The sequence below is a fragment of the Pseudomonas sp. Fl4BN1 genome, from assembly GCF_009908285.1.
Lineage (GTDB): Bacteria > Pseudomonadota > Gammaproteobacteria > Pseudomonadales > Pseudomonadaceae > Aquipseudomonas.
Window position 1 is genome coordinate 55,774 of the sequence record NZ_JAAARM010000017.1, and the last position, 19,246, is coordinate 75,019.

The 19,246-nt window shown below is 61.3% G+C and carries 19 protein-coding genes and 1 pseudogene; 10 read left to right on the top strand and 10 right to left on the bottom strand.

Annotated features, from left to right (window positions below):
- Positions 1 to 151 precede the first annotated feature (151 nt).
- The 4 genes from GV818_RS19535 (at position 152) to GV818_RS19550 (ending at position 5,298) form a co-directional block, all read left to right on the top strand.
- A complete protein-coding gene (locus GV818_RS19535; protein ID WP_161777272.1) occupies positions 152 to 664 on the top strand; it encodes a fimbrial protein in 513 nt (170 codons plus the stop codon).
- Positions 665 to 723: 59 nt separating this feature from the next.
- The gene (locus GV818_RS19540) at positions 724 to 1,464 is read left to right on the top strand and encodes a fimbrial biogenesis chaperone (RefSeq protein ID WP_161759122.1); all 741 of its coding nucleotides are present in this window, start codon (positions 724 to 726) and stop codon (positions 1,462 to 1,464) included.
- Between the two features lie 110 nt (positions 1,465 to 1,574).
- Positions 1,575 to 4,142 carry a fimbria/pilus outer membrane usher protein gene (locus tag GV818_RS19545; protein WP_161777273.1) on the top strand — a complete coding sequence of 856 codons (2,568 nt, stop codon included), beginning with the start codon at positions 1,575 to 1,577 and terminating at the stop codon, positions 4,140 to 4,142.
- 85 nt (positions 4,143 to 4,227) lie between these two features.
- Entirely contained in the window at positions 4,228 to 5,298 is a 1,071-nt protein-coding gene (locus GV818_RS19550; RefSeq protein WP_161777274.1) for a hypothetical protein, read from the top strand.
- Between the two features lie 15 nt (positions 5,299 to 5,313).
- Here the strand turns inward: GV818_RS19550 and GV818_RS19555 are convergent, their stop codons facing one another.
- A complete protein-coding gene (locus tag GV818_RS19555; RefSeq protein ID WP_161759125.1) occupies positions 5,314 to 5,520 on the bottom strand; it encodes a hypothetical protein in 207 nt (68 codons plus the stop codon).
- Between the two features lie 438 nt (positions 5,521 to 5,958).
- On the opposite strand from GV818_RS19555, the gene GV818_RS19560 reads away from it, so the two are divergent.
- Positions 5,959 to 7,314: an MATE family efflux transporter gene (locus GV818_RS19560; RefSeq protein WP_161777275.1), complete on the top strand. Its 1,356-nt coding sequence runs from the start codon at positions 5,959 to 5,961 to the stop codon at positions 7,312 to 7,314.
- A 61-nt stretch (positions 7,315 to 7,375) separates the two neighbouring features.
- Positions 7,376 to 7,480: pseudogene (locus tag GV818_RS19565) on the top strand (IS5/IS1182 family transposase); the annotation flags it as partial.
- Between the two features lie 201 nt (positions 7,481 to 7,681).
- Here the strand turns inward: GV818_RS19565 and GV818_RS19570 are convergent.
- The 3 genes from GV818_RS19570 to GV818_RS19580 form a co-directional block, all read right to left on the bottom strand.
- The gene (locus GV818_RS19570; RefSeq protein ID WP_161759127.1) at positions 7,682 to 8,731 is read right to left on the bottom strand and encodes a 3-oxoacyl-[acyl-carrier-protein] synthase III C-terminal domain-containing protein; all 1,050 of its coding nucleotides are present in this window, start codon (positions 8,729 to 8,731) and stop codon (positions 7,682 to 7,684) included.
- 556 nt (positions 8,732 to 9,287) lie between these two features.
- Entirely contained in the window at positions 9,288 to 9,617 is a 330-nt protein-coding gene (locus GV818_RS19575; RefSeq protein WP_161777276.1) for a DUF2834 domain-containing protein, read from the bottom strand.
- Between the two features lie 14 nt (positions 9,618 to 9,631).
- Positions 9,632 to 10,033, bottom strand: coding sequence for a DUF6713 family protein (locus GV818_RS19580; protein WP_161777277.1), 402 nt, complete (start codon positions 10,031 to 10,033; stop codon positions 9,632 to 9,634).
- A gap of 145 nt (positions 10,034 to 10,178) precedes the next feature.
- On the opposite strand from GV818_RS19580, the gene GV818_RS19585 reads away from it, so the two are divergent.
- Together GV818_RS19585 and GV818_RS19590 are read left to right on the top strand one after the other, a co-directional pair.
- Entirely contained in the window at positions 10,179 to 10,631 is a 453-nt protein-coding gene (locus tag GV818_RS19585) for a GNAT family N-acetyltransferase (RefSeq protein ID WP_161759130.1), read from the top strand.
- A gap of 47 nt (positions 10,632 to 10,678) precedes the next feature.
- A complete protein-coding gene (locus tag GV818_RS19590; RefSeq protein WP_161759131.1) occupies positions 10,679 to 11,500 on the top strand; it encodes a helix-turn-helix domain-containing protein in 822 nt (273 codons plus the stop codon).
- Here GV818_RS19590 and GV818_RS19595 read toward each other — a convergent pair.
- The gene (locus GV818_RS19595; protein WP_178125004.1) at positions 11,497 to 12,237 is read right to left on the bottom strand and encodes a TetR/AcrR family transcriptional regulator; all 741 of its coding nucleotides are present in this window, start codon (positions 12,235 to 12,237) and stop codon (positions 11,497 to 11,499) included. The genes GV818_RS19590 and GV818_RS19595 overlap by 4 nt on opposite strands.
- A gap of 150 nt (positions 12,238 to 12,387) precedes the next feature.
- Complete coding sequence (locus GV818_RS19600; RefSeq protein ID WP_161759132.1) at positions 12,388 to 12,768, bottom strand: DUF2784 domain-containing protein; 381 nt, start codon at positions 12,766 to 12,768, stop codon at positions 12,388 to 12,390.
- A gap of 259 nt (positions 12,769 to 13,027) precedes the next feature.
- On the opposite strand from GV818_RS19600, the gene GV818_RS19605 reads away from it, so the two are divergent.
- Positions 13,028 to 14,044, top strand: a complete 1,017-nt coding sequence (locus tag GV818_RS19605) for a hypothetical protein (RefSeq protein WP_256667611.1) — start codon at positions 13,028 to 13,030, stop codon at positions 14,042 to 14,044.
- Between the two features lie 15 nt (positions 14,045 to 14,059).
- Here the strand turns inward: GV818_RS19605 and GV818_RS19610 are convergent, their stop codons facing one another.
- Both GV818_RS19610 and GV818_RS19615 read right to left on the bottom strand, forming a co-directional pair.
- Positions 14,060 to 15,850, bottom strand: a complete 1,791-nt coding sequence (locus GV818_RS19610) for an FAD-dependent oxidoreductase (protein WP_372242103.1) — start codon at positions 15,848 to 15,850, stop codon at positions 14,060 to 14,062.
- A 188-nt stretch (positions 15,851 to 16,038) separates the two neighbouring features.
- The gene (locus GV818_RS19615) at positions 16,039 to 16,338 is read right to left on the bottom strand and encodes a hypothetical protein (RefSeq protein WP_161777278.1); all 300 of its coding nucleotides are present in this window, start codon (positions 16,336 to 16,338) and stop codon (positions 16,039 to 16,041) included.
- Here GV818_RS19615 and GV818_RS19620 point away from each other — a divergent pair.
- Complete coding sequence (locus tag GV818_RS19620; RefSeq protein WP_161777279.1) at positions 16,330 to 16,575, top strand: hypothetical protein; 246 nt, start codon at positions 16,330 to 16,332, stop codon at positions 16,573 to 16,575. The genes GV818_RS19615 and GV818_RS19620 overlap by 9 nt on opposite strands.
- A 131-nt stretch (positions 16,576 to 16,706) precedes the next feature.
- On the opposite strand, the gene ppnN is transcribed toward GV818_RS19620, so the two are convergent.
- Positions 16,707 to 18,080 (bottom strand): nucleotide 5'-monophosphate nucleosidase PpnN, encoded by a 1,374-nt coding sequence (gene ppnN, locus GV818_RS19625; protein WP_161759136.1) that lies wholly within the window; start codon positions 18,078 to 18,080, stop codon positions 16,707 to 16,709.
- 246 nt (positions 18,081 to 18,326) lie between these two features.
- Positions 18,327 to 19,103: an IclR family transcriptional regulator gene (locus GV818_RS19630; RefSeq protein WP_368668948.1), complete on the bottom strand. Its 777-nt coding sequence runs from the start codon at positions 19,101 to 19,103 to the stop codon at positions 18,327 to 18,329.
- Positions 19,104 to 19,246 lie beyond the last annotated feature (143 nt).

The window sequence follows — 19,246 nt, forward strand, 5'->3', positions numbered from 1 at the left end:
GGATCTGGAAAGACGCATTGTCTGGTGGCTGCGTAATAAAGCTTCGCTTTCGAGGCTTTTGTTTATCTTGAAAATACATTGAGTATCTAATATGAAAAGGCTTTCAGTCGCATTGGGCTTGTCCTCCGTAGTTGCTTTCTCTCAACTGGCCATGGCTGTACCTACTGCCGGCGGTGGCGGGGTGGTCAACTTCACCGGCTCGGTAAAGGCCGATACCTGTTATCCGGTCAATGGCACCACTGATGTCAGTGTTCCCCTGGGTGAAGTGCAGGCGCGTGAACTGGGGACTGTCGCTGCGCCAGTCGGCGGTACCGGGGCCAGCACTCCGCTGACCATCAAGTGTGCGTCCGGGACCAAGGTACAGATGTCCTTCAAGCCGGCTGCGGCCGACAAGGTTGAAAGCGGCAAGGCGTTGCGGGTCAACGAAGGGGTCACCGGTGCGGGTTTTGCCAAGAACGTGGCGATTGTCATGCTCAAAGCCGACGGCAGCGTGATGAACCTGGACACCGAGTTCTATGAGGCCAGCTTTGGCAACGGGAGCACGGGCGGCACCATCAACATTCCGCTGAAGGCCGCCTATGTCATCAGCACCGGTTCCACGTCAACCGATGTAACGGCCGGTACCGCCAACGCGAAAATGCCATTCGTACTCTCCTACGAGTGACGGCTCTCTGCAGTGCGGGGGCCCAAGACCCCGCACGGCTTGGTTTTTCAGGTAATTGCATGTCACCTACTTTTTGTTCCATGACTGGTCTGCTGCTATGGATGGCGCTCACGAGCGCGGCCCACGCAGGAATTTCCCTCTCCAGCACACGTCTGGTGTTCAACGAAGGCAGGAAAGAAGAGAGCCTTGTCGTGCGCAATGACGGCGGCGAGATTCTCGTACAGTCCTGGTTGGAGCCGGCCGCAGGGGTCGAGGTCAGGGATCTGCCATTCGTGGTCACGCCGCCGTTGATCCGGGTCGCGCCCAAGCAACAGCAGCTGTTGCGGATCATGTATTCCGGTGCGGGCATGCCAACCGACAAAGAGTCGATCTTCTGGCTTAACGTCCAGGAGATACCGCAATCCACCGATGCCGAGAATGCGTTGCAGTTCGCCATTCGCCAGCGCATCAAAGTCTTCTATCGACCCAAGGGATTGCTCGGGGAGCCGATTCAAGCCGCCACGAAGTTGCAGTGGAAATTACAACGCAATAGTGAAGCCTTTGAGCTTTCGGTGAGCAACTCCGGGCCTTATTACGTAAGCCTGGTGGACCTTGATCTTGAACAAGGTCTGCAAAAGGTTCGATTGGCTGAAGTGCAGATGCTGGCGCCTGGCGCTTCGGTGATTTTGCCGCTGGATAAGGTCAAAGGCAGTGCCGGCGTTGTCTTGAACTTCGGCAGCATGAACGATCATGGAGGTCGCGATCTTTACTCGGTGAAGTTGTTGGAGGGGCAAGTGGCCGTAGCCAATGCCAAAGAGTAAAGCGCATGGTTTTTTTCGATAGCGGCACCGTTTCAGGTGTGTGAAATCCGTAGGGTCGTTGAATGGATACCATGAACTCACCACGGAGAGCACTTGATGTGTGTGGCTTGATGCGGCCTTTATCCGTTGCGCTGACTTGTTTTGAAGGCGTTTTAAGTCGACTGGGTTTCAACAAGTATCAACTTATAGTTCTGCTCGGTTTTCCATGTCTGGTCCTGGGTTCAGAGACCAGCAAGAAGGACATCGTCTCCCCGGAGAAGTCCCAGCAACAGGTCATTCCTTCAACGGCCTTTGGCAGTGGTTTCTTTCAGGGCGGCAGCCGACCTGAAAGCCTGCAGTTCCTGTTGGCCGGCAACAGCGTGATGCCTGGTACCTACCGTGTCGACATCTATGTAAACGGTGATCTCAACAGTCGTCGCGATCTTGATTTCAGCTTGAACGACGCGGGCGACCAGGTTGAACCCTGCCTTACCCTGGCCATGCTCCAGGAGTTCGCCATCGATCTTGGCCGGCTCAAAGACAGCGCGGCCCTTGAACAGGCGCGGGGCGAGAGCTGCATCAAGCTGGTGGAGTTGATCAAGGAAGCCGAGGTGGAGTTCGACGCCTCGCGCCTGCGTTTGAACATCAGCGTGCCCCAGGTTTACCAGGTGGCGGGGGCTCAGGGCTATGTGGATCCCGCGCTTTGGGATCAGGGAGTCAATGCGGCTTTCAGCAACTATCAACTGAACCTGCGGCGCAACAAGAGCAACCAGCACTATGACACGTCCACCTACCTGGGCCTGCAGAACGGACTCAACCTCGGTGCCTGGCGCCTACGCAACGAGTCCAGCCTGACCACGAGCACCGGGCAGCCTACCGAGTTCAACAGCAACCGCAACTTCGCCGAGCACGATGTCACCGTGCTCAAGGCGCAGTTTGCCCTGGGTGAGCTTTATTCCCGGGACAGTCTGTTCGATAGCGTTCGCTACCGGGGCGTGCAGTTGGTGTCCGATGACGCGATGCTGGCCGACAGCGAGCGTGGCTACGCCCCGGTGATCCGTGGCGTGGCCGAAAGCAACGCCACGGTGGAGGTGTACCAGAACGATTACCTGCTCTACAGCACCACCGTCACCCCCGGCCCCTTCGCCTTGACCAACATATATCCCAGTGGCTCCAACGGTGATCTGGAAGTGATCATCATCGAGGCCGACGGTCGTCGTCGGGTGACCCGCCAGGCCTTCGGCAACGTGCCGATCATGGTGCGCAAGGGGCGGCTGACCTTCAGCACCAGCGCCGGCAAGTTCCACAGCAATGACGCGACCTTGGGCAGCCCGGCCTTTCTCAGTTCCGCCTTTGCCTATGGCATTGGCGACAACCTGACCGGGGTCCTCGGTGTCCAGGCCAGCGAGGGGTTCCAGGCCATGAGCCTGGGGATAGGGCGCAATACCTTTATTGGCGCGGTGTCTCTGGACCTCACCCAATCCAGCAGCACCGCCCAGGGGCAGACCAGCCGTGGGCAGAGTGTGCGGATGTTGTACTCCAAGACCTTTATCCATACGGACACGGATTTCATGCTGGCCGCCTATCGCTATTCCACCGAGAACTACCGGACCCTGGACGACCATGTGCGAGCCGTCGGCCACGACCCGGCGAAGGAAACCCTGGGCCGCTCAAGGGCACGCCTGGATCTGACCTTGCAGCAGCGTCTCGGACCACAGCGCCAGTACGGCAGCGCCTACCTGACGGCCAGCGACCAGAGCTACTGGAACAACAGCGACCGCTCCCAGAGTATTTCCGCGGGCTACAGCAACCACTGGCAACGCCTGACCTACGATATAGGTTTCACCCGTACCCTCAATACCGGCAACGGCAGCCGCCGTGACTCGCAGCTCGCGGTTTCGCTGACCCTGCCTTTGGGCCAGGACTCACAGGCCCCGCGTCTGCATCTGCGTAGTACCCGGGACAGCAACAACCAGAACAACACCCAGGCCGGGCTCAGCGGTCACTTCGATCGGGCCAGCCAGTACTCGTTGCAGGCCGGCAACGACAGTGTTGGCGGCAGCAGCGGATTTGCCAGCGTCGGTACCGAGACTGCGGTGGGCCGATTCGACCTGGGTTATGGGCAGGGGCGTGACTACAGCAACTTGAGCCTGGGGGCCAGCGGTTCGGTGGTAGCCCATGGTGGCGGCTTCAACTTTGGTCGGCAGGTCGGCGAGAGCTTTGCCCTGGTGGAAGTCCCTGATACCCCAGGCGTGGGCGTGAGCAATCACATCGGCGTGCGTACCGGCGCCAATGGCTACGCCATCGTGCCGACCCTGCAACCGTATCGATTGAATTGGGTCAGCCTGGACAGCAGCGAGCTGGGCGCCGATGTGGAGCTGGAAAACGCCGTGCATCAATTGGTGCCGCGCCGGGGCGCGGTGCTGCACAGCGGGTATCAGGCCGAGCAGGGCCGGCGCTTGCAATTCCAGCTGTATCAGGCCGATGGCAGTCCCCTGGGGTTTGGTGCCCGGGTCGAGGATGCCCAGGGCAAGCTGCTGGCGATTTCCGATCCTTATGGCAAGGCGCTGACCTTGCTCGGTGAGGACCAGGGCGTGCTCACCCTCAAGTGGGATAAGCAGACCTGCACCGCCGCTTACCGACTGGCGCCGCGCGACAAGGCGTTGAATTTTGAAAACGCCGATTTGAAATGCGACTGAGCGTGCTGATGAAGGTTTTTGTTACGGATGAGTCGCGGCTCTTGAATGTTATAGATGATCAGGCCAGGCCTGGAGTAGGCACTAGATGAACAGGATAAAGGCTAACTTTCGTATCTTCGGTTTTTGCCTGCTGATGGGCGCCGGGTTTTTTGCGCAATCGGTACAGGCGGCCATGTCTTGCGTTTATGAACGCCGTATTGAAGGGGCCTGGTCACAGAAAATCTTGAATATCGATGGCAACCTGCCCATTGGCAGTGTGATTTTCGAGCGAACTCTTGCAGTGGAAGTATCCTTCAAGCGGATAGGTTCAACTGCCTTGGTGGAGGACTTTGTTATCAATGGATATTGGAGCAATACCAACGTCCAACCGCCGAGCTATGCCGCATCGGTTTATGGTACTGCTAATGGAGGAGGGTTTTTGAATGGACTCGGTATCCGTTATACCACCGAGGACGGCAAGATCATCACTCAGGGTGCGTTTCTGCTGAAGGCCGGAAGGTTCCAGCCTTATCAGGAACCCTCGAATCAATATGCGGTGTTAAAACAGCAGGTTGTGAAAATGAATGATCAATTTACCAAGGGCGGGACTATCGAAGCTTTATACGCAGCGATGGTTGTCGCGACGTTTCCTGCAGGCGTTTGTGGAGGGGATGCACATGCCTGGATAGAAATGGACCTGAACCTGAAAATCCCTGATCCGGTCCAGTCAACGTGTACGCTGGATACCAAGCTCCTCGGGGTCGATTGGCCGCCATTGGCCTCCGATGAGCTGGCGCTTTACGAGTTGAGTCAGAAGCGCAGTGTCGAAATCGTGCTCAGTCAATGCGGCAAAGGGGTGAAGCCCAATATCCATTTTGCCTCCTACCGTGACCTGTCCAGGGGCAAGTACCAGAACCTGGTGGTGTCGACAACCGATGACAGGATCATCGATGGACTCTATATCCGCTTGAAAAATGCCAACAATGGCGCGGACATCCGGTTTGGCAATCCGGCAGCGGTGACGGGGGACTCTTCGGTCTGGTTCAACGTCGGCACTGCGCAGACCGATAAAGCCACCCTCAGGCAAACAATCGATATCTATCTCGAACGCACCAAGGACAAGTTGCGGGTAGGCCCTTGGGTCAGCAATGTGAGCTTCATCATCAGCTACCCCTGACCCGGGTTACTGCGATCACTCGAAGTTCCGCGGTCGACCCATGGCGCGCCAGGCCGCGAGTCGGCGATCCATCGGCACTGCTAGCCGGTCACAGTTGCTCCAGCTGTTTTTCACCCGGTAAATCGCCTGCGGGTCGAGCGCCAAGGCTTGCAGGCAGTCGTCGACATAGCCGCGGTGGTTGTCTCGCCCCTGATAGTAGGCCATGGTCAAGGCATTGCTCATGCTTGAGGGGCCTGTTGTATGAGAGGGACGAGGTCGCCGCGTTCGGCGGCTTTTTCCGGTAGGTGGGACACGCTCGGGAATCCGTTCGGTCAGGTTGTAAAAGCCGCGTCATGGTCGCGCTGCGAAGCCGCGGCTTGCCATGTCTATTTCCAGAATGTGTTGAGCGGGGACGGGGTGCAGATCCTGTCGCCCCATTACCTCGGCGATCCGCAGCTGGCGAAGTGGGGCCCCGGGGAGCACTGGCCTGCCAGCGCGCGGGTTGAGCATGGACGCCTCCCAGGGGTTTGAGTAGGATGGCGCGTTCGTGCTGTTTGCCGCTTACGGACGATTCCTGTGGTGGCATCGGTGCTGCACCGCTGAGCCTGAAAACAGCCGGTCAGCAGACTTTTTCGGGCCCTTTGCCGCCCGCCGTGCCCTTGATCCGAGGTTGCCTGCTCCATGTCGATTGTCGCTCAGCGCCCGCTCTGGCAGGTGTATCTGATCTTCCTGTTGCCCATGGTCTTGTCCAACTTCCTGCAGTCGTTTTCCGGCACCCTCAATGGCATCTACATTGGCCAGATGCTGGGTACCCAGGCGCTGGCGGCGGTGTCGGGGATGTTCCCCATCGTGTTCTTCTTCATTGCCCTGGTGATCGGCCTGGGGGCCGGTGCCTCGGTGCTGATCGGCCAGGCCTGGGGGGCCAGGGAGCTGGATACGGTGAAGTCGGTGGCGGGCAGCACGCTGTTGCTCGGCGCCATGATCGGCTTGCTGGGGGCGGTGCTGGGCAGCCTGTTCGCGCGGCCGGCCCTGCAAGGGCTGGGCACCCCCCTGGATGTGCTGGACGAGGCGGTGGGGTATGCCCGGGTGATGATGCTGATCATGCCGTTGCTGCTGGTGTTCGTGCTGTTCACCCAGTTGCTGCGGGGGGTCAGCGATACCCTGTCGCCGTTGCTGGCGTTGATCGTCTCGACCCTGGTGGGCCTGCTCCTGACGCCGGCGCTGATCCTTGGCTGGCTGGGCCTGCCGCCCATGGGCATCCAGAGTGCGGCCTTCGCCGGGCTGGTGGGGAACATCCTCGCCATGGGGTTTCTGGTCTGGCGCTTGAGTGGCCGCAACCATCCCCTGGCCCCGGACCGGGCACTGTTCGCGGCGATGAAACTGGACCCGGCGATCCTCGCCAAGGTGCTGCGCATCGGCCTGCCCACCGGGGTGCAGATGGTGGTGATCTCGTTGTCTGAGCTGGTGATCCTGTCCCTGGTCAACCGCCATGGTTCCCAGGCCACCGCGGCGTATGGCGCGGTGACTCAGATCGTCAATTACGTGCAGTTCCCGGCACTGTCGATCGCCATCACCGCCTCGATCCTCGGGGCCCAGGCCATCGGTGCCGGACAGTTGCAGCGGATCACCCCGATCCTGCGCACGGGGCTGGCGATCAACCTGTGCCTGACCGGCGCCCTGGTGTTGCTCGGCTACCTGATTTCCCACTGGCTGCTGGGGCTGTTCATCATCGATCCGGCGGCCCTGGTGCAGGCCGAACACCTGCTGCACATCATGCTCTGGAGCATCCTGGTGTTCGGTTTTCAGGCGGTGGTGGGCGGCATCATGCGCGCCAGCGGCACGGTGTTGATGCCGGTGGCAATCTCGATTTTTTGCATCCTTGGGGTGCAGGTGCCGGCGGCCTATTTGCTGGATGCGCACTATGGCCTGCAAGGGGTATGGATGGCGTTCCCGGTGGCGTACCTGACCATGCTGGTGCTGCAGACCTGCTATTTCAAACTGGTCTGGCGGCACAAACAGATCCAGCGCCTGATCTGACAGCGGATTCAACCCGTCTTGGCGCTCAAGTCAGGAACCCTTGGAGGAGGGTAGGCAAGACCACTGTACGGTGGCGATTGTGGCGGACGTCACTCAGGTTGCCGAGTTGCTGCGGGCAGGTGAAAACGCGCGGTATGCCGACGTTGGGTACACCGGTGTTGCGCGTTTCATATAGAGAGATGAGCTGAGAAACCCAGTGCAGCGGTGCGCATGCGAGAGTTCGCGATAAATCGCACCGAGCGGTATGGCGTATTCAACTTGCCGCGTGGTCGCGACAAGTTGATCGGGTTTTTTAGAGAACTTGGCTGCAGTTTTTGTTGGCGGCTGTTAACCGGAAGTTCACCCTGTGATGTTTTTCAACGGCGCTCTACAATTTAAATGAAAGGGCAGAAAAAACCATCCCGCCACTTCCTGCCCAACCCATGCAGAACTGATCTTTTTCAACTACGCCTCGACTAATGGCGTCGAAAATCCCAAAAGGTATCGATGCGGTAATGATGTTGCCTGTTTTATGCCCGACGTGATGCAGTTTGTCATCAATGCCGATGATCTCGCCAATGTGATCCCACATTTTTGGTGAGCCAGTGTGGATGAACATTTTATGAATGTCCGAGCCAGTTACTTTGTGCATGTTAAAGACGTTTATCGCTTCGTTTCGACCATCTTCATGCAAGGCCGCAGCGTAAGAGTTGAATTGATACTCCCCGCCTGTTGGTGAAATGCGAGGCGTATCCTCCTCGTTGCAGAACAGCTTCCAATCTGGCAGGGAAATGGTAGAAAGATCGCTCAAGTCAGGCCTGCTGATATAAGAGAACCTGAAGTTTTTAGGTGATTCATTGCTGAGTATGGTGACTGTTGCTGCTTCTCCGATGGTAAAGCTTGGGAACTTGTACGCCAGTTCTGACGGGGACTCTAACGTAAAGTTCTTTGGCATCACTGGCCCGCCGTCAGACATGCCAAACTCCATGTTGACAATGACCGCGTGGCGTATCTCACCCGCTTCCATCTTGCTGTTGATGACGTCCATGGCCGTCACCCAGCCGTTGCAGGCGTCGACAACATCGAAATTTCTGCAGCTCAGGCCCAGGGCCTTGGCGATGAACGTACTGTTGGCTGGCTCAATAAACCCTCGTGTAACGTTGGGGTAAATTAACAAGTCAACGTCTGCCTTGCTGATGTTGGCCTGTGCTAACGCTGAGTTGAATGCCGCCTCCATCAGTTGCATTGGTTTTTCTCCGGCGCCTAACCAATGCCGTGTTTCGATTCCACTTTTATCAAGTAGTTTGCCGATGGTTTTCAGTGTTTTTGGCAAGTCATCCTGGAAGGTGTTTTTCGAGTGTTGCTCAACCAATTCAAGAACATCTTGGTTTGTAACGATTCGCGAAGGAAGAATTCCTGAAAGTCCTACGATTTTCATACAGCATCCTTGTTTAAGTGTTCATCCATGACGATGAGTGTGCAGGAGCAAAAATGACTCATTCATTACTTGCCAAGAGCGAAGGTTATTTCGCTTTAAGAATATTTATTTTAACTAGTAATTTCCCTTCCTAGTTGCACTAAGTGATTGGAGAACATATTTTTAGCACAGAAAGTCATGAAAGCAAGGTCGCTACTAAAATTTAAATTTTTATGGCTTTTAGATCATCTAGGCAGCAGCGCATGTTGTCATGCTCAAACAGAAAATAAAAACACCCGATCATGTGTCTTGAAGCGGAATCGGTTTATGACATGCATCAAGATTTTCTCAACTAGTGTGCTGTTCGCTAAGTGACTTATCGAGTGCTTGCCGACACCTCAAGCGTGATCTTTACCTTGGGCTGTGTACCGTGAGTGTGCTGGGCATCACCCTTGGCCCAGAGGCGACACCAAGCCGTACGGTGCAGCGGCAGTGGCTTGTTCACCCAGATCGAACTCGCAGGGTTATTCGGGGCATGGCTCGGATACTGATCCCGTGGCGGATCTGAAGCCGGGTTTCAATTCCTCTGGGTCTGGGCTGGCGGGAGGCGCTGCCAACCTTGGATCACGATGTACAGCAGTGGCCCGATAGAGACGAAGACCGCTGTCAGCAGCAGGTAGGGCAGCACCGAGAATACCGAGCGCCCGCGGCGGCGGGCGTCGCTCAACATCCAGGCCGAGGCCAGCAGCGCCATCAGGTACAGATCGATTACCACTTGCGCGGTGTCGGGCCGCGACAATAGTTGCAGGCCGAACTGCAGCAGTGACTGCTCGGCCTGGAGCAGGGTGAACAGGGTGTAGCCGCTGAAGGCCAGCAGGGCCAGGAGCGCGAGATAGGGACGGTGCATGAAAGAGTCCTCGATCAGTCAGGGCATGGGCAGGCGGTTTGGCGGCGTTGCCGGCTCAGGTCCAGCAGCAGGCAGAGCAGGCCGGCAGCGCCGCAGGCGAAGATCAGAGCCTGGGACAACGGCGAGTCGAACAGACACAGCGGATGTTCGCGCAGGTTGAAGTGCAGCCCGGCGTGGACCACGGCGAAGCCTGTCAGCAGCCGTCGGCTGTTGCGGCGCACGCCAGGACGCGGATGCCCGGCGAGCCAGATCAACCCGGCAACCAGGGGGACGTGCAGGGCGATGAACAGCTCCTGGCCGAGCATTGGCTCGAGGTGGCGCAAGCCATACAGCAGGCGCCATTCGGACTGGGCCACGGCGTCCAGTTCATGGCCGGCGAACAGGGCCACGCAAAGCACCCAGAGTGTTTTTCTCACGGTGAAACTCCTTGAACTACGAGAAGCAAACAGGCTAAGTGGCAACCCCGCCGTCACTCAATGACCCCACAGGTCATAGACAGGAGGGCGGCCAATCCTGTCAGCTGTGCCTGGCACGACGATCACCTTCAAGGAGCGAGCAGTGATGACCGAACAGACACCGGGCCCTACCAGCGGCCGGTTGATCCGTGCAGCCCGCCCCGAGGATGTGCCAGCCATGCTCGGCTTCGATGCCTATGCCAGTGCCCACCCCGGGCGTGGCCTGGCAATCCATCGGGCCGTCGAGCAGGGCCAGTGCTGGGTCGAGGTCGAGTCCGCCAGCGTGCTCGGCTACCTGCTGCTCAGCCATGATTTTTTCGACCAGGGCTTCGTTTCCCTGGTGGTGGTGGCGCCCGACCAGCAACGTCGGGGCGTGGCCCTGCGGCTGCTGGAGGCGGCGCAGCAGGCCTGCAGGACAGCCAAGCTGTTCATCTCTACCAACCGCTCCAACCAGGCGGCCCGGGCGCTGATTGCCAAGGCCGGATTCCTGCCCAGCGGAGTGGTGGAGAACCTTGACCAGAACGATCCTGAACTGATCTATTTCAAGCCTGTGCGCTGATCGCCAAGGCTTTCGCAGAATGCGCCCATACAGGACGACCCCGCCCCATGCTCGAATCTCATGAATCCGCCGCCGTCGGCTCGCTTTCCGTGGGCATGTTGTTGCGTGAGCTGCGTCAGCAGGCGCGCTTGAGCCAGCTGGAGCTGGCCTTGCAGGCGGGCATGTCGCAACGGCACCTGAGCTGCGTCGAGACCGGTCGCGCGCACCCCAGTGCCGGGCTGCTGCACAGCGTGCTGGGCACCCTGGATACCCCGTTGCAAACCCGCAATCGAGTGTTTCTCGCTGCCGGCTACGCCCCGCGCTACGCCGCCCTGGCGTTGAATGATCCGGGCCTGGAGCCGGTGCGCACGGCGCTGATGCACCTGCTCAAGGCCAACAATCCGGCGCCGGCGATTGTCATCGACAGCCACTGGCAGGTACTGGCGGCCAACCGCGCAACCACTGCCTTGTTTCAGCTGTTGGGGCTGCCGCTGGACGCAATCGAGCAGGGCTTCAACCTGTTGGCGACCCTGCTGGCGCCCGGCGGTTTCGGTGACTGCCTGATCAATGCCGAGGAGATTCGTCAGGTGGCCTGGCAGCGGGCGGCGCGCGAGGCAGCGGTTGATCCGGGGCTGGCGACCTGGCTGGCGAGCCTGCCGTTTCCCGGAGAGTCGGTGGCGACGCCGGACCTGGCCACGCCACTGCTGTTGACCCGGGTCCGCAGTCCCCTGGGCGAACTGCGCTTTCTCTCCACCTTCACCACCTTCGGCATGCCCCAGGACATCACCGTCGCCTCGTTGCGCATCGAGCACCTGATACCCGCAGATGAGTCGACCTGGCAGGCGCTGACCGAGGCTTGTGAGGGCCTTGCGGCAAGCGAACCGGGTTAGATCGCCAGGGCCCGGGCCGGCAGCTCGGGGCGGCTGTCCGAGGCCGGAAGCGCGCCGCCCAGGACCATGCGCGTCAAGGTCGCGGCAACGCCCTGGAAGTCCTCGGCGCTGGGGCCGTTGTTGTGGTTCATCAAGGCGATCTGCCAGCCGAGGGTGGGGTAAGTCTGGGTCGCCGCGCCGATGAACAGCAACAGATGTTCCGGGTCGATGGCGGCGATCAGGCCACGCTCGGCCCAACGGCGCAGGCAGTCGATTTCGCTGCGGTTCTGCGCTTCCAGGCTTTCGCGCCAGGTGCGCGGCAACTGCTGCGCGCCGTGCAGCAGTTCGCTGCAGAGGATCTTCGAGCGTAGGGGAAACCCCTGGACGATCTGCACCCGCGCCTCGATGTAGGCCTTGAGCGCGGGGCTGGGGTCGGCGTCCTCATGCAGCAGCAATGAAGCCAGGCGCAGAGGTTCCAGCAACGGCTGCAAGACCTCGGCGTAGAGATTTTCCTTGGTGTGGAAGTAGTAATAGAGATTGGCCTTGGGCACCCCGGCGCGCAGCGCGATGTCCAGGGTCTGGCAACCACTGAAGCCCTTGGCGGCGAACTCGTTGCGAGCGGCGTCGAGAATCAGTTGCCGGTGGCGCAGTCGGGAGCGGCGTTCCCGGCTCGCCGGCGCGTCCACCTGAAGTTGTCCCGAGTGAGCCTCAATGGCGGGTGGGGGCACAGCAGCGGTGGTCGGTGAAGGGCGATGCATGGGGACGTCTCAAGGTTCGATATTCGCAATATACAAAAGTATATAGCGAAACGCCTGTGTCCGGCTCAAGTGCTGATGCATCTGGATATGGCTTGCTTGGGGAAGGCGGCGAGGCCGGGACTGGCAGGCAGTTCCGGCCCCGGGGCAGCGTCAGGCGCTGCGCGTGCGACTGCGGGTCCAGCGGCGTGCCAGGTAGGTATAGACCGACAGGTTGATCAGCAGCACCAGGCTGCCCAGCCATAGCTGGATGCCCGGGGTCAGTCCGGCGGGATAGATCAGTGGGATCAGGTAATGCTCGATGAACCCGGCGCCGTAGCCGTCCTGTCCGGCAGCATGGCGCAGGAGGTTTTCCCAGCGGGTCAGCGGGCATTCCAGGTGCCAGACTTCCACAGCCACGCCCCAGGCCGCGGCGGGCAGGTGCAGCAGCATCAGCCGTGGCTGGCGCAGTACCAGCAGTCCGCCCAACAGGACGAAAAGGATGAATGACAGGTGAAACAGCACCAGGCTGTCAGCGGCAATGCGGTAGAGCATGGGGGGTCCTTGTATGAGAGGCAGGTCCGTGGCGCAGGCGCCCGGGGCAATATACCGATGGCGGGGCAATCGTGGGCGGCGATTCTCCGCGGCGCGGGAAAAAAGCCTGGGTCGGCAGCGCTGCGGTTTTCCTCCGAATCCCGGCACGCTGCTACCTATACTGCATGGATGTCGGGGCGCGGTGCTGGACCTGACACCGTCTTTCAGGGAGGGACCTGCCTTGTTACCGCTGGCGACTCGCTGCCGTCATGGGGGGGCCTTGTTCAGTCTCGGTGCGCTGATGGTGTTGCTGCTGGCCATCGCCGGGTGCGCCGGACGCGCCCCGGTGCCGGTTGCGCTGCCTACGGTCAGCCCGGCCACCTGGCGCCAGGTCGATGGCGAACTGCTGGACGCCGCAGGTTCCGCCACCGAGCAGGCCGAGGTCTATGCCCGGGGCTCCATGGAGCATTGGCGAACCCGGGTCTATCAACAGACCGACGAGAACTTCATCCCCTGGTTCAGTGGCTACTGGACCCAGGAGTGGCTGTCGCTCAAGGTTGGCTGGTATTCGCTGAACAGTCGGGGCGACAGTGGGCAATCGTCGCAGCGCCTGGCCGGATACCTGCAGGAGCAATACCAGCAGCGAGTGCTGGCGCCGGTGGCCCTGGAAATCGATGCCAATGAGATCACCGGCGAGGCCATGGAGTTCTACGTGCAACTGCTGCGCCAGCAACTGGCGCTGATCACTGCCCGTCATCAGTTGCCGGCGTCGCAACTGGACCAGCACCTCGATCGGTTCCTGGCCATCGACCTCGGCCCGGGCGCCGACCAGCGCGCCTCGTTGAGGCAACTGCTGCGGGTCGAGCCGGTTGCCCGCTTGCCGGCCTATGGGCCGTTGTTGCAGAAGATCCACGGGGCTGCGGCCACCGAGGAGGGCGTGGCGCCGCCGGGGGTGTCTCAGGTGGCACAGGTGACCAGTGAAAAACTCCAGGCCCAGTTCGCCAGCCGCGGTGTGGCCGGCGCCGTGGCTGCCGCGGTGGGCCGGGTGGCCGGAGCGCTGATCTCGGTGGGCGTGGCGGGCGTGCGGGCCATGGTGCAGAGCCATGACCGTGAGGATCTGCAGGCGCAGACTCGGCAGGATCTGGGCGCCGCGTTCGATCAGGCCTGGCTCAAGCAGTTGCACGACCCCGAGCATGGTGTCATGGCCGGGGTGTATTACCTCGGCCAGCAGATCGAAGGCCAACTGCAACGGCAGCAGCCGGTGGTTGAGCAGGGCGGCGCTGCAGGCGCCCCTTGAGGCACCGGAGGCGGATCAGCTTGGGCCGCGCGCGCTGGAGTCCGGGATCTCGCCAGGTCGAGGCGTCTGCGGCAGGATCACTTCAGGGGCGCTGATCCCCGCCGCATGGCGTCCGGCGATGTAGCCGAAGGTCATCGCCGGCCCCAGGTTGATGCCACCGGACGGATAGAAACCACCCATCACACTGGCCATGTCGGTGCCCGCCGCATACAGCCCCGGGATCGCCGCGCCGGCCTGGTCCAGCACCTGGGCCTGGGGGTTGGTCTTGAGTCCGGCAAAACTGCCGAAACTCCCGGGCAGCACCTTCACCGCATAGAACGGCCCCTGCTGGATCGGTGCCACGCAGGGGTTGGGGCCCGGATACAGGGCATCGCCCTGCTTGCGGTTGTAGGGCGTCGAACCGCGGCCGAACTCGGGGTCCTGGCCTTGCCGGGCATGTTGATTGAACTGCTGCACCGTGGTCGCCAGGCCTTGGGGGTCGATGCCGCAACGCTGCGCCAGGGCCTCGATGGAGTCGGCTCGTTGCAGGTAGCCGCTGCGCACCAGCGGTGCCACGGGCAGCGGGAAGGGCCGCGCATAACCCAGCCCGTAGCGCCGCTGGAAGCGGTGGTCGCAGATCAGCCAGGAGGCCACTTCCTCACCCGCGGGAACCGTCTCGAGCATGGCGGCGGTGTAGTCGTAGTAACCGTCGGCCTCGTTGACGAAGCGCTTGCCGTTGGCCAACACCCCGATCAGCCCGGGCTTGGCCCGGTCGATGATGTGGGGAAAGTGCCCGATGCTGCCGTCGGCGTGCGGCACCCGCGACACGGGAGCCCAGGCCATCGGGCTGGCGAGGTCGGTCACCAGCACGGCGCCAGCGCTTTCACCGAGCCGGATACCGTCCCCCGCGCAGCTCAGCGGCGGCAGGGCCAGGTGCTCGTCGGGGCCTGGAGCCCGGGGCAGCAGCGCCTGGCGCCGAGCCGGGTCATGGGCAAAACCGCCGGCCGCCAGCAGCACGCCACGACGGGCACGGATTTCCCGCAAGCCCTGTGGCGTCTCGACCAGCGCCCCCCGCACCCCGTGCTCATCGCGCAGCAACGAGCGGGCCGGTGTGGACTCCAGCAAGCTCACGCCGAGGTCCTGGGCCGATTTTGCCAACCGGCCGATCAGCGCCACGCCGTTTACCAGGTGCATGGCTCGACCGTGCAGGGCCAGGTCCCGCAGGTGGCGCAGGAAACGCTTGGCGACATGCCGCAGCGACTTGAACGAACGGGTCATGCTGAGAAAGGCGCCCAGGTCGGCACCGGCCATGATCGGCATGCCCATGAACGAGGTTTCCCGCAGGGTCCTGCGCAGGCGCGACAGCAAAGGACCAATGGCCCGGGCGTCGTAGGGCGCGGCAATCACCTGGTGACCCTCGATGCCGGCGCCGGGTACTTGGCCATGAATATCCGGAATGCCGTTGCCATCGACGAATTGCAGGGCGGTGTGTTGCTCGAAGAAGGCCACCATCTGCGGCCCGTTATCGAGCAGGGCATCGATGCGTGCTGCGTCGTAGCGTTCGGCGAGTTCATGCTTGAGGTAGGTGCGCGGCTGCTGCGGGTCTTCATCGATGCCGGCGCGACGTGCCAGGGGATTGCCCGGCACCCACATCCAGCCACCGGACCAGGCGCTGGCACCGCCGAAGGTGCTGTCCTTCTCCACCACGATCACCTTGAGGCCGTGCCAGGCGGCGGTTACGGCGCAGGCCAGGCCTGCGGCACCGGAGCCGATCACCAACAGGTCACAGTCCAAGGGGGGGAGGGTTGCGCAGGGAGCTTCGCTCACGATGACAGGCCTTTTTTGATTATTATGGGAAAGTGGAATTGTGTTCCATTTTTGTTGAAAACTATTCCATAGCGCCTGGGAGGCTGTCAAACCAGACTCGGTTCGCCCGCGGCAACGCCCAGTGGTCGGGAGTTGCCGGGGACATGAGAAGAGGCGGCGCGACTGTTCGACGCGTTGCTAGGGGGGGCTTAGAGCGCGTTGGGTTTACGTAGAATCAGATCGAACCGGTGGTTGTACTTGGGACCGCGCAGGCTTTTGCCCAGGCCTTCGCTTTCCGCGAAATGCTCGATTTCCAGGCCGGCACAGAGTTCCAGTGCCGCGCTGCGCGAGTGAAAGGTCCGGTCCGGGTCCGTGGACCATTGATCCCGCTCACCGAACAACTGGCCCACCAGCAGCGCCCCGGGCTGCAAAGCCTCGACCTGCAACTGCCAGAACCTGGCGAACCACTCCGGGTGGCAGAACGGCCAGGCCAGGCCGGCATGAATCAACTGCGCGGGTGGCAGTTCGTCGAGGGCTTCAAAGTGCTGCTAGCGATGCGCGAGGCGGCTGGCTGGTTCATCGGCGATTTGCTGGCAGGGGATTTCGTGTTGGACATGTGGCTGATCTCCGTAGTGGCTGCCGTGGTGGCAGTACCCCGAAGATACGCAGTCCGAGAGAGGTTGGCGGCGGCGCCGATGGCGCAAAAAAATCGAAAAGTATCGGCCGTGCTGCAACAGCCGCCATAGCGTTCATGTGCCGACTCTCACCGGCGGCGTTGGCGCGCCGTGCAACCAGCTGATGGCGCGCTGGCGGCAGGACTGGGCATCAGCGGTTGTCGCCTGGAATGAAGCGGGCCCCATCAGGGGCCCGTTTTGTATCAGCTCACTACGCGGTAGCAGGGCACATAGGCCGCGCCGCCCGGCAGCTTCATCCGGTGCTGCTCGACGAAGGATTTGAGCAGTCGGTCCAGCGGCTGCATGATCGCCGGGTCGCCGTGGATGCTGTACGGGCCTTTCTCCTCGATCAGGCGGATGCCCTGGTCCTTGACGTTGCCGGCGACAATGCCGGAGAACGCCCGGCGCAGGTTGGCCGCCAGTTCGTGGGCCGGCAGAGCGTGGCTCAGCTGCAGGTTGGCCATGTTCTCGTGGGTTGGATCGAACGGGCGCTGGAAGCCTTCGTCGATCTTCAGCAGCCAGTTGAAGTGGAAGGCGTCGTTGCGTTCGCGGCGGAACTGCTTGACGGTCTTCAGGCCCTCGGTCATCTGCCGCGCCACTTCGGCCGGGTTGTCGATGATGATCTGGTAGTGCTGGCGCGCCGCTTCACCGAGGGTGGCGACGACAAAGGCGTTGAGCTGCTCCAGGTACGGCGCCGCGCTCTTGGGTCCGGTGAGGATCACCGGGAACGGCAGCTCGCGGTTGTCCGGGTGCATCAGGATGCCCAGCAGGTAGAGGAACTCTTCGGCGGTACCGGCGCCACCGGGGAAGATGATGATGCCGTGGCCGACGCGAACGAAGGCTTCCAGGCGCTTCTCGATGTCCGGCAGGATCACCAGTTCGTTGACGATCGGGTTCGGTGCCTCGGCGGCGATGATCCCAGGCTCGGTCAGCCCCAGGTAGCGGCCGCCGCTCATGCGCTGCTTGGCGTGGGCAATGGTCGCGCCCTTCATCGGGCCTTTCATCACGCCCGGGCCGCAGCCGGTGCAGATGTCCAGCTTGCGCAGGCCCAGCTCGTGGCCAACCTTCTTGGTGTACTTGTATTCCTCGGTGTTGATCGAGTGGCCACCCCAGCACACCACCATCTTCGGCTCGACACCCGGACGCAGGGTGCGGGCGTTGCGCAGCAGGTGGAAGACGTAGTCGGTGATGCCCTGGGAACTCTCCAGGTCGATGCGCTGGCTGTCCAGTTCGTTCTCGGTGTAGACGATGTCACGCAGGGCGCTGAAGAGCATTTCCCGGGTGCTGGCGATCATCTCGCCATCGACGAAGGCGTCGGCCGGAGCGTTGAGCAACTCCAGGCGCACGCCGCGATCCTGTTGATGAATACGCACTTCGAAATCGTGGTAGGCGTCGAGGATGGTCTTGGCGTTGTCGACGTGGGCGCCGGTGTTGAGAATGGCCAGGGCGCACTGGCGGAACAGCGTATAGATGCTGCCGGAACTGGCGGCGCTGAGTTGTTGGACTTCACGTTGCGAGAGGGTCTCCAGGCTGCCTTTCGGGCTGACCGAAGCATTGATCACGTGTCTTTGCGGCATTAATCCATTTCCTGAAAGCGAAGCCACCGTGCCGTGCTCGGGCGGTGGAAAAAATAAACAACGGCGCAGTGAACAGGACCGTTGATGGAGGTGATTGATTCCAGCGGTCATGCCAGAGAGTAAAGCGGATCGGCGGATCCTGCGCTGACTGAATCTAACCCATCGTGGCCCGTTGAGGGGGCAAAAAATATTCTCTTGGCGCCATGCGCCGAGTCGGGAACCGGCCTTGGGGGAGGCCGGCAACCATCAGCCGACCAGCAGCGACTGGGTGGTTTCCATCAACAATGGCACCAGTTCCTCGACCATCCGTTGCTCCGGCCACTGGTTCAGCTGGGCTGTGATGTTCACCGCGGCGACGGTTTGCAGATGCAGGTTGCGGATCGGCGCCGCCACGCCGATCTGGCCGATCAACACTTGTTCACTGGCCAGCGCATAACCCTGTTGGCGGGCTTGCACGATGTGCTGGAAGAGCATCTCGGGATCCACTTGGGTGTGCGGGGTGAAGGCTTCCAGGGGGTTCGCCGCGAGGCTGTCGCGGATCCGCTCGTCGGGCAGTGCGGCCAGCAGCATGCGCCCGGCCGAGGTACACCAGGCGGGCATCCGCCGTCCGGGCAGCATCTCGATCACGGTCTGCTGTGCCCCGGGAATGCGCATCACATAGACGATGTCATGGCCGCTGAGCAGGCTCAGGTTGACGGTCAGCGAGCAGCGCTCGCGGATGCGGGTCAGGGCCGGCAGCACCTTGCTGATCAGTGGGTCCGAGTTCAGGTACAGGAAACCCAGCTCAAGGGCCTTGTGGGTCAGGCTGTAGCGCCGCGAGCGTTCGTCCTTCTGCAGGTAGCCCAGTTCGCACCAGGTGTAAGTGAAGCGCTGCGCTGCGCTTTTGGTCATGGCGCAGTGCTCGGCCAGTTCGGTGAGGCCGAGGGAGGCATGCCCACTGCGAAACATTTCCAGCACGCGGATGCCTTTTTCCAGCGTGGCGATGAACTGTGGGTTGCTCTGGTCCGTGGATGCTTCAGACACCGTGAGGAGCTCCTTTCAGGGCTGTGGCCAAGGGGCGGGCAGGGTAGCGCATATTGACCGGCTCGGCACTTGAGCTTATAAATAGTACCTAATAACAATACATAGTATCGCTATACGATACTTTATCGATGTCGAACATGCAG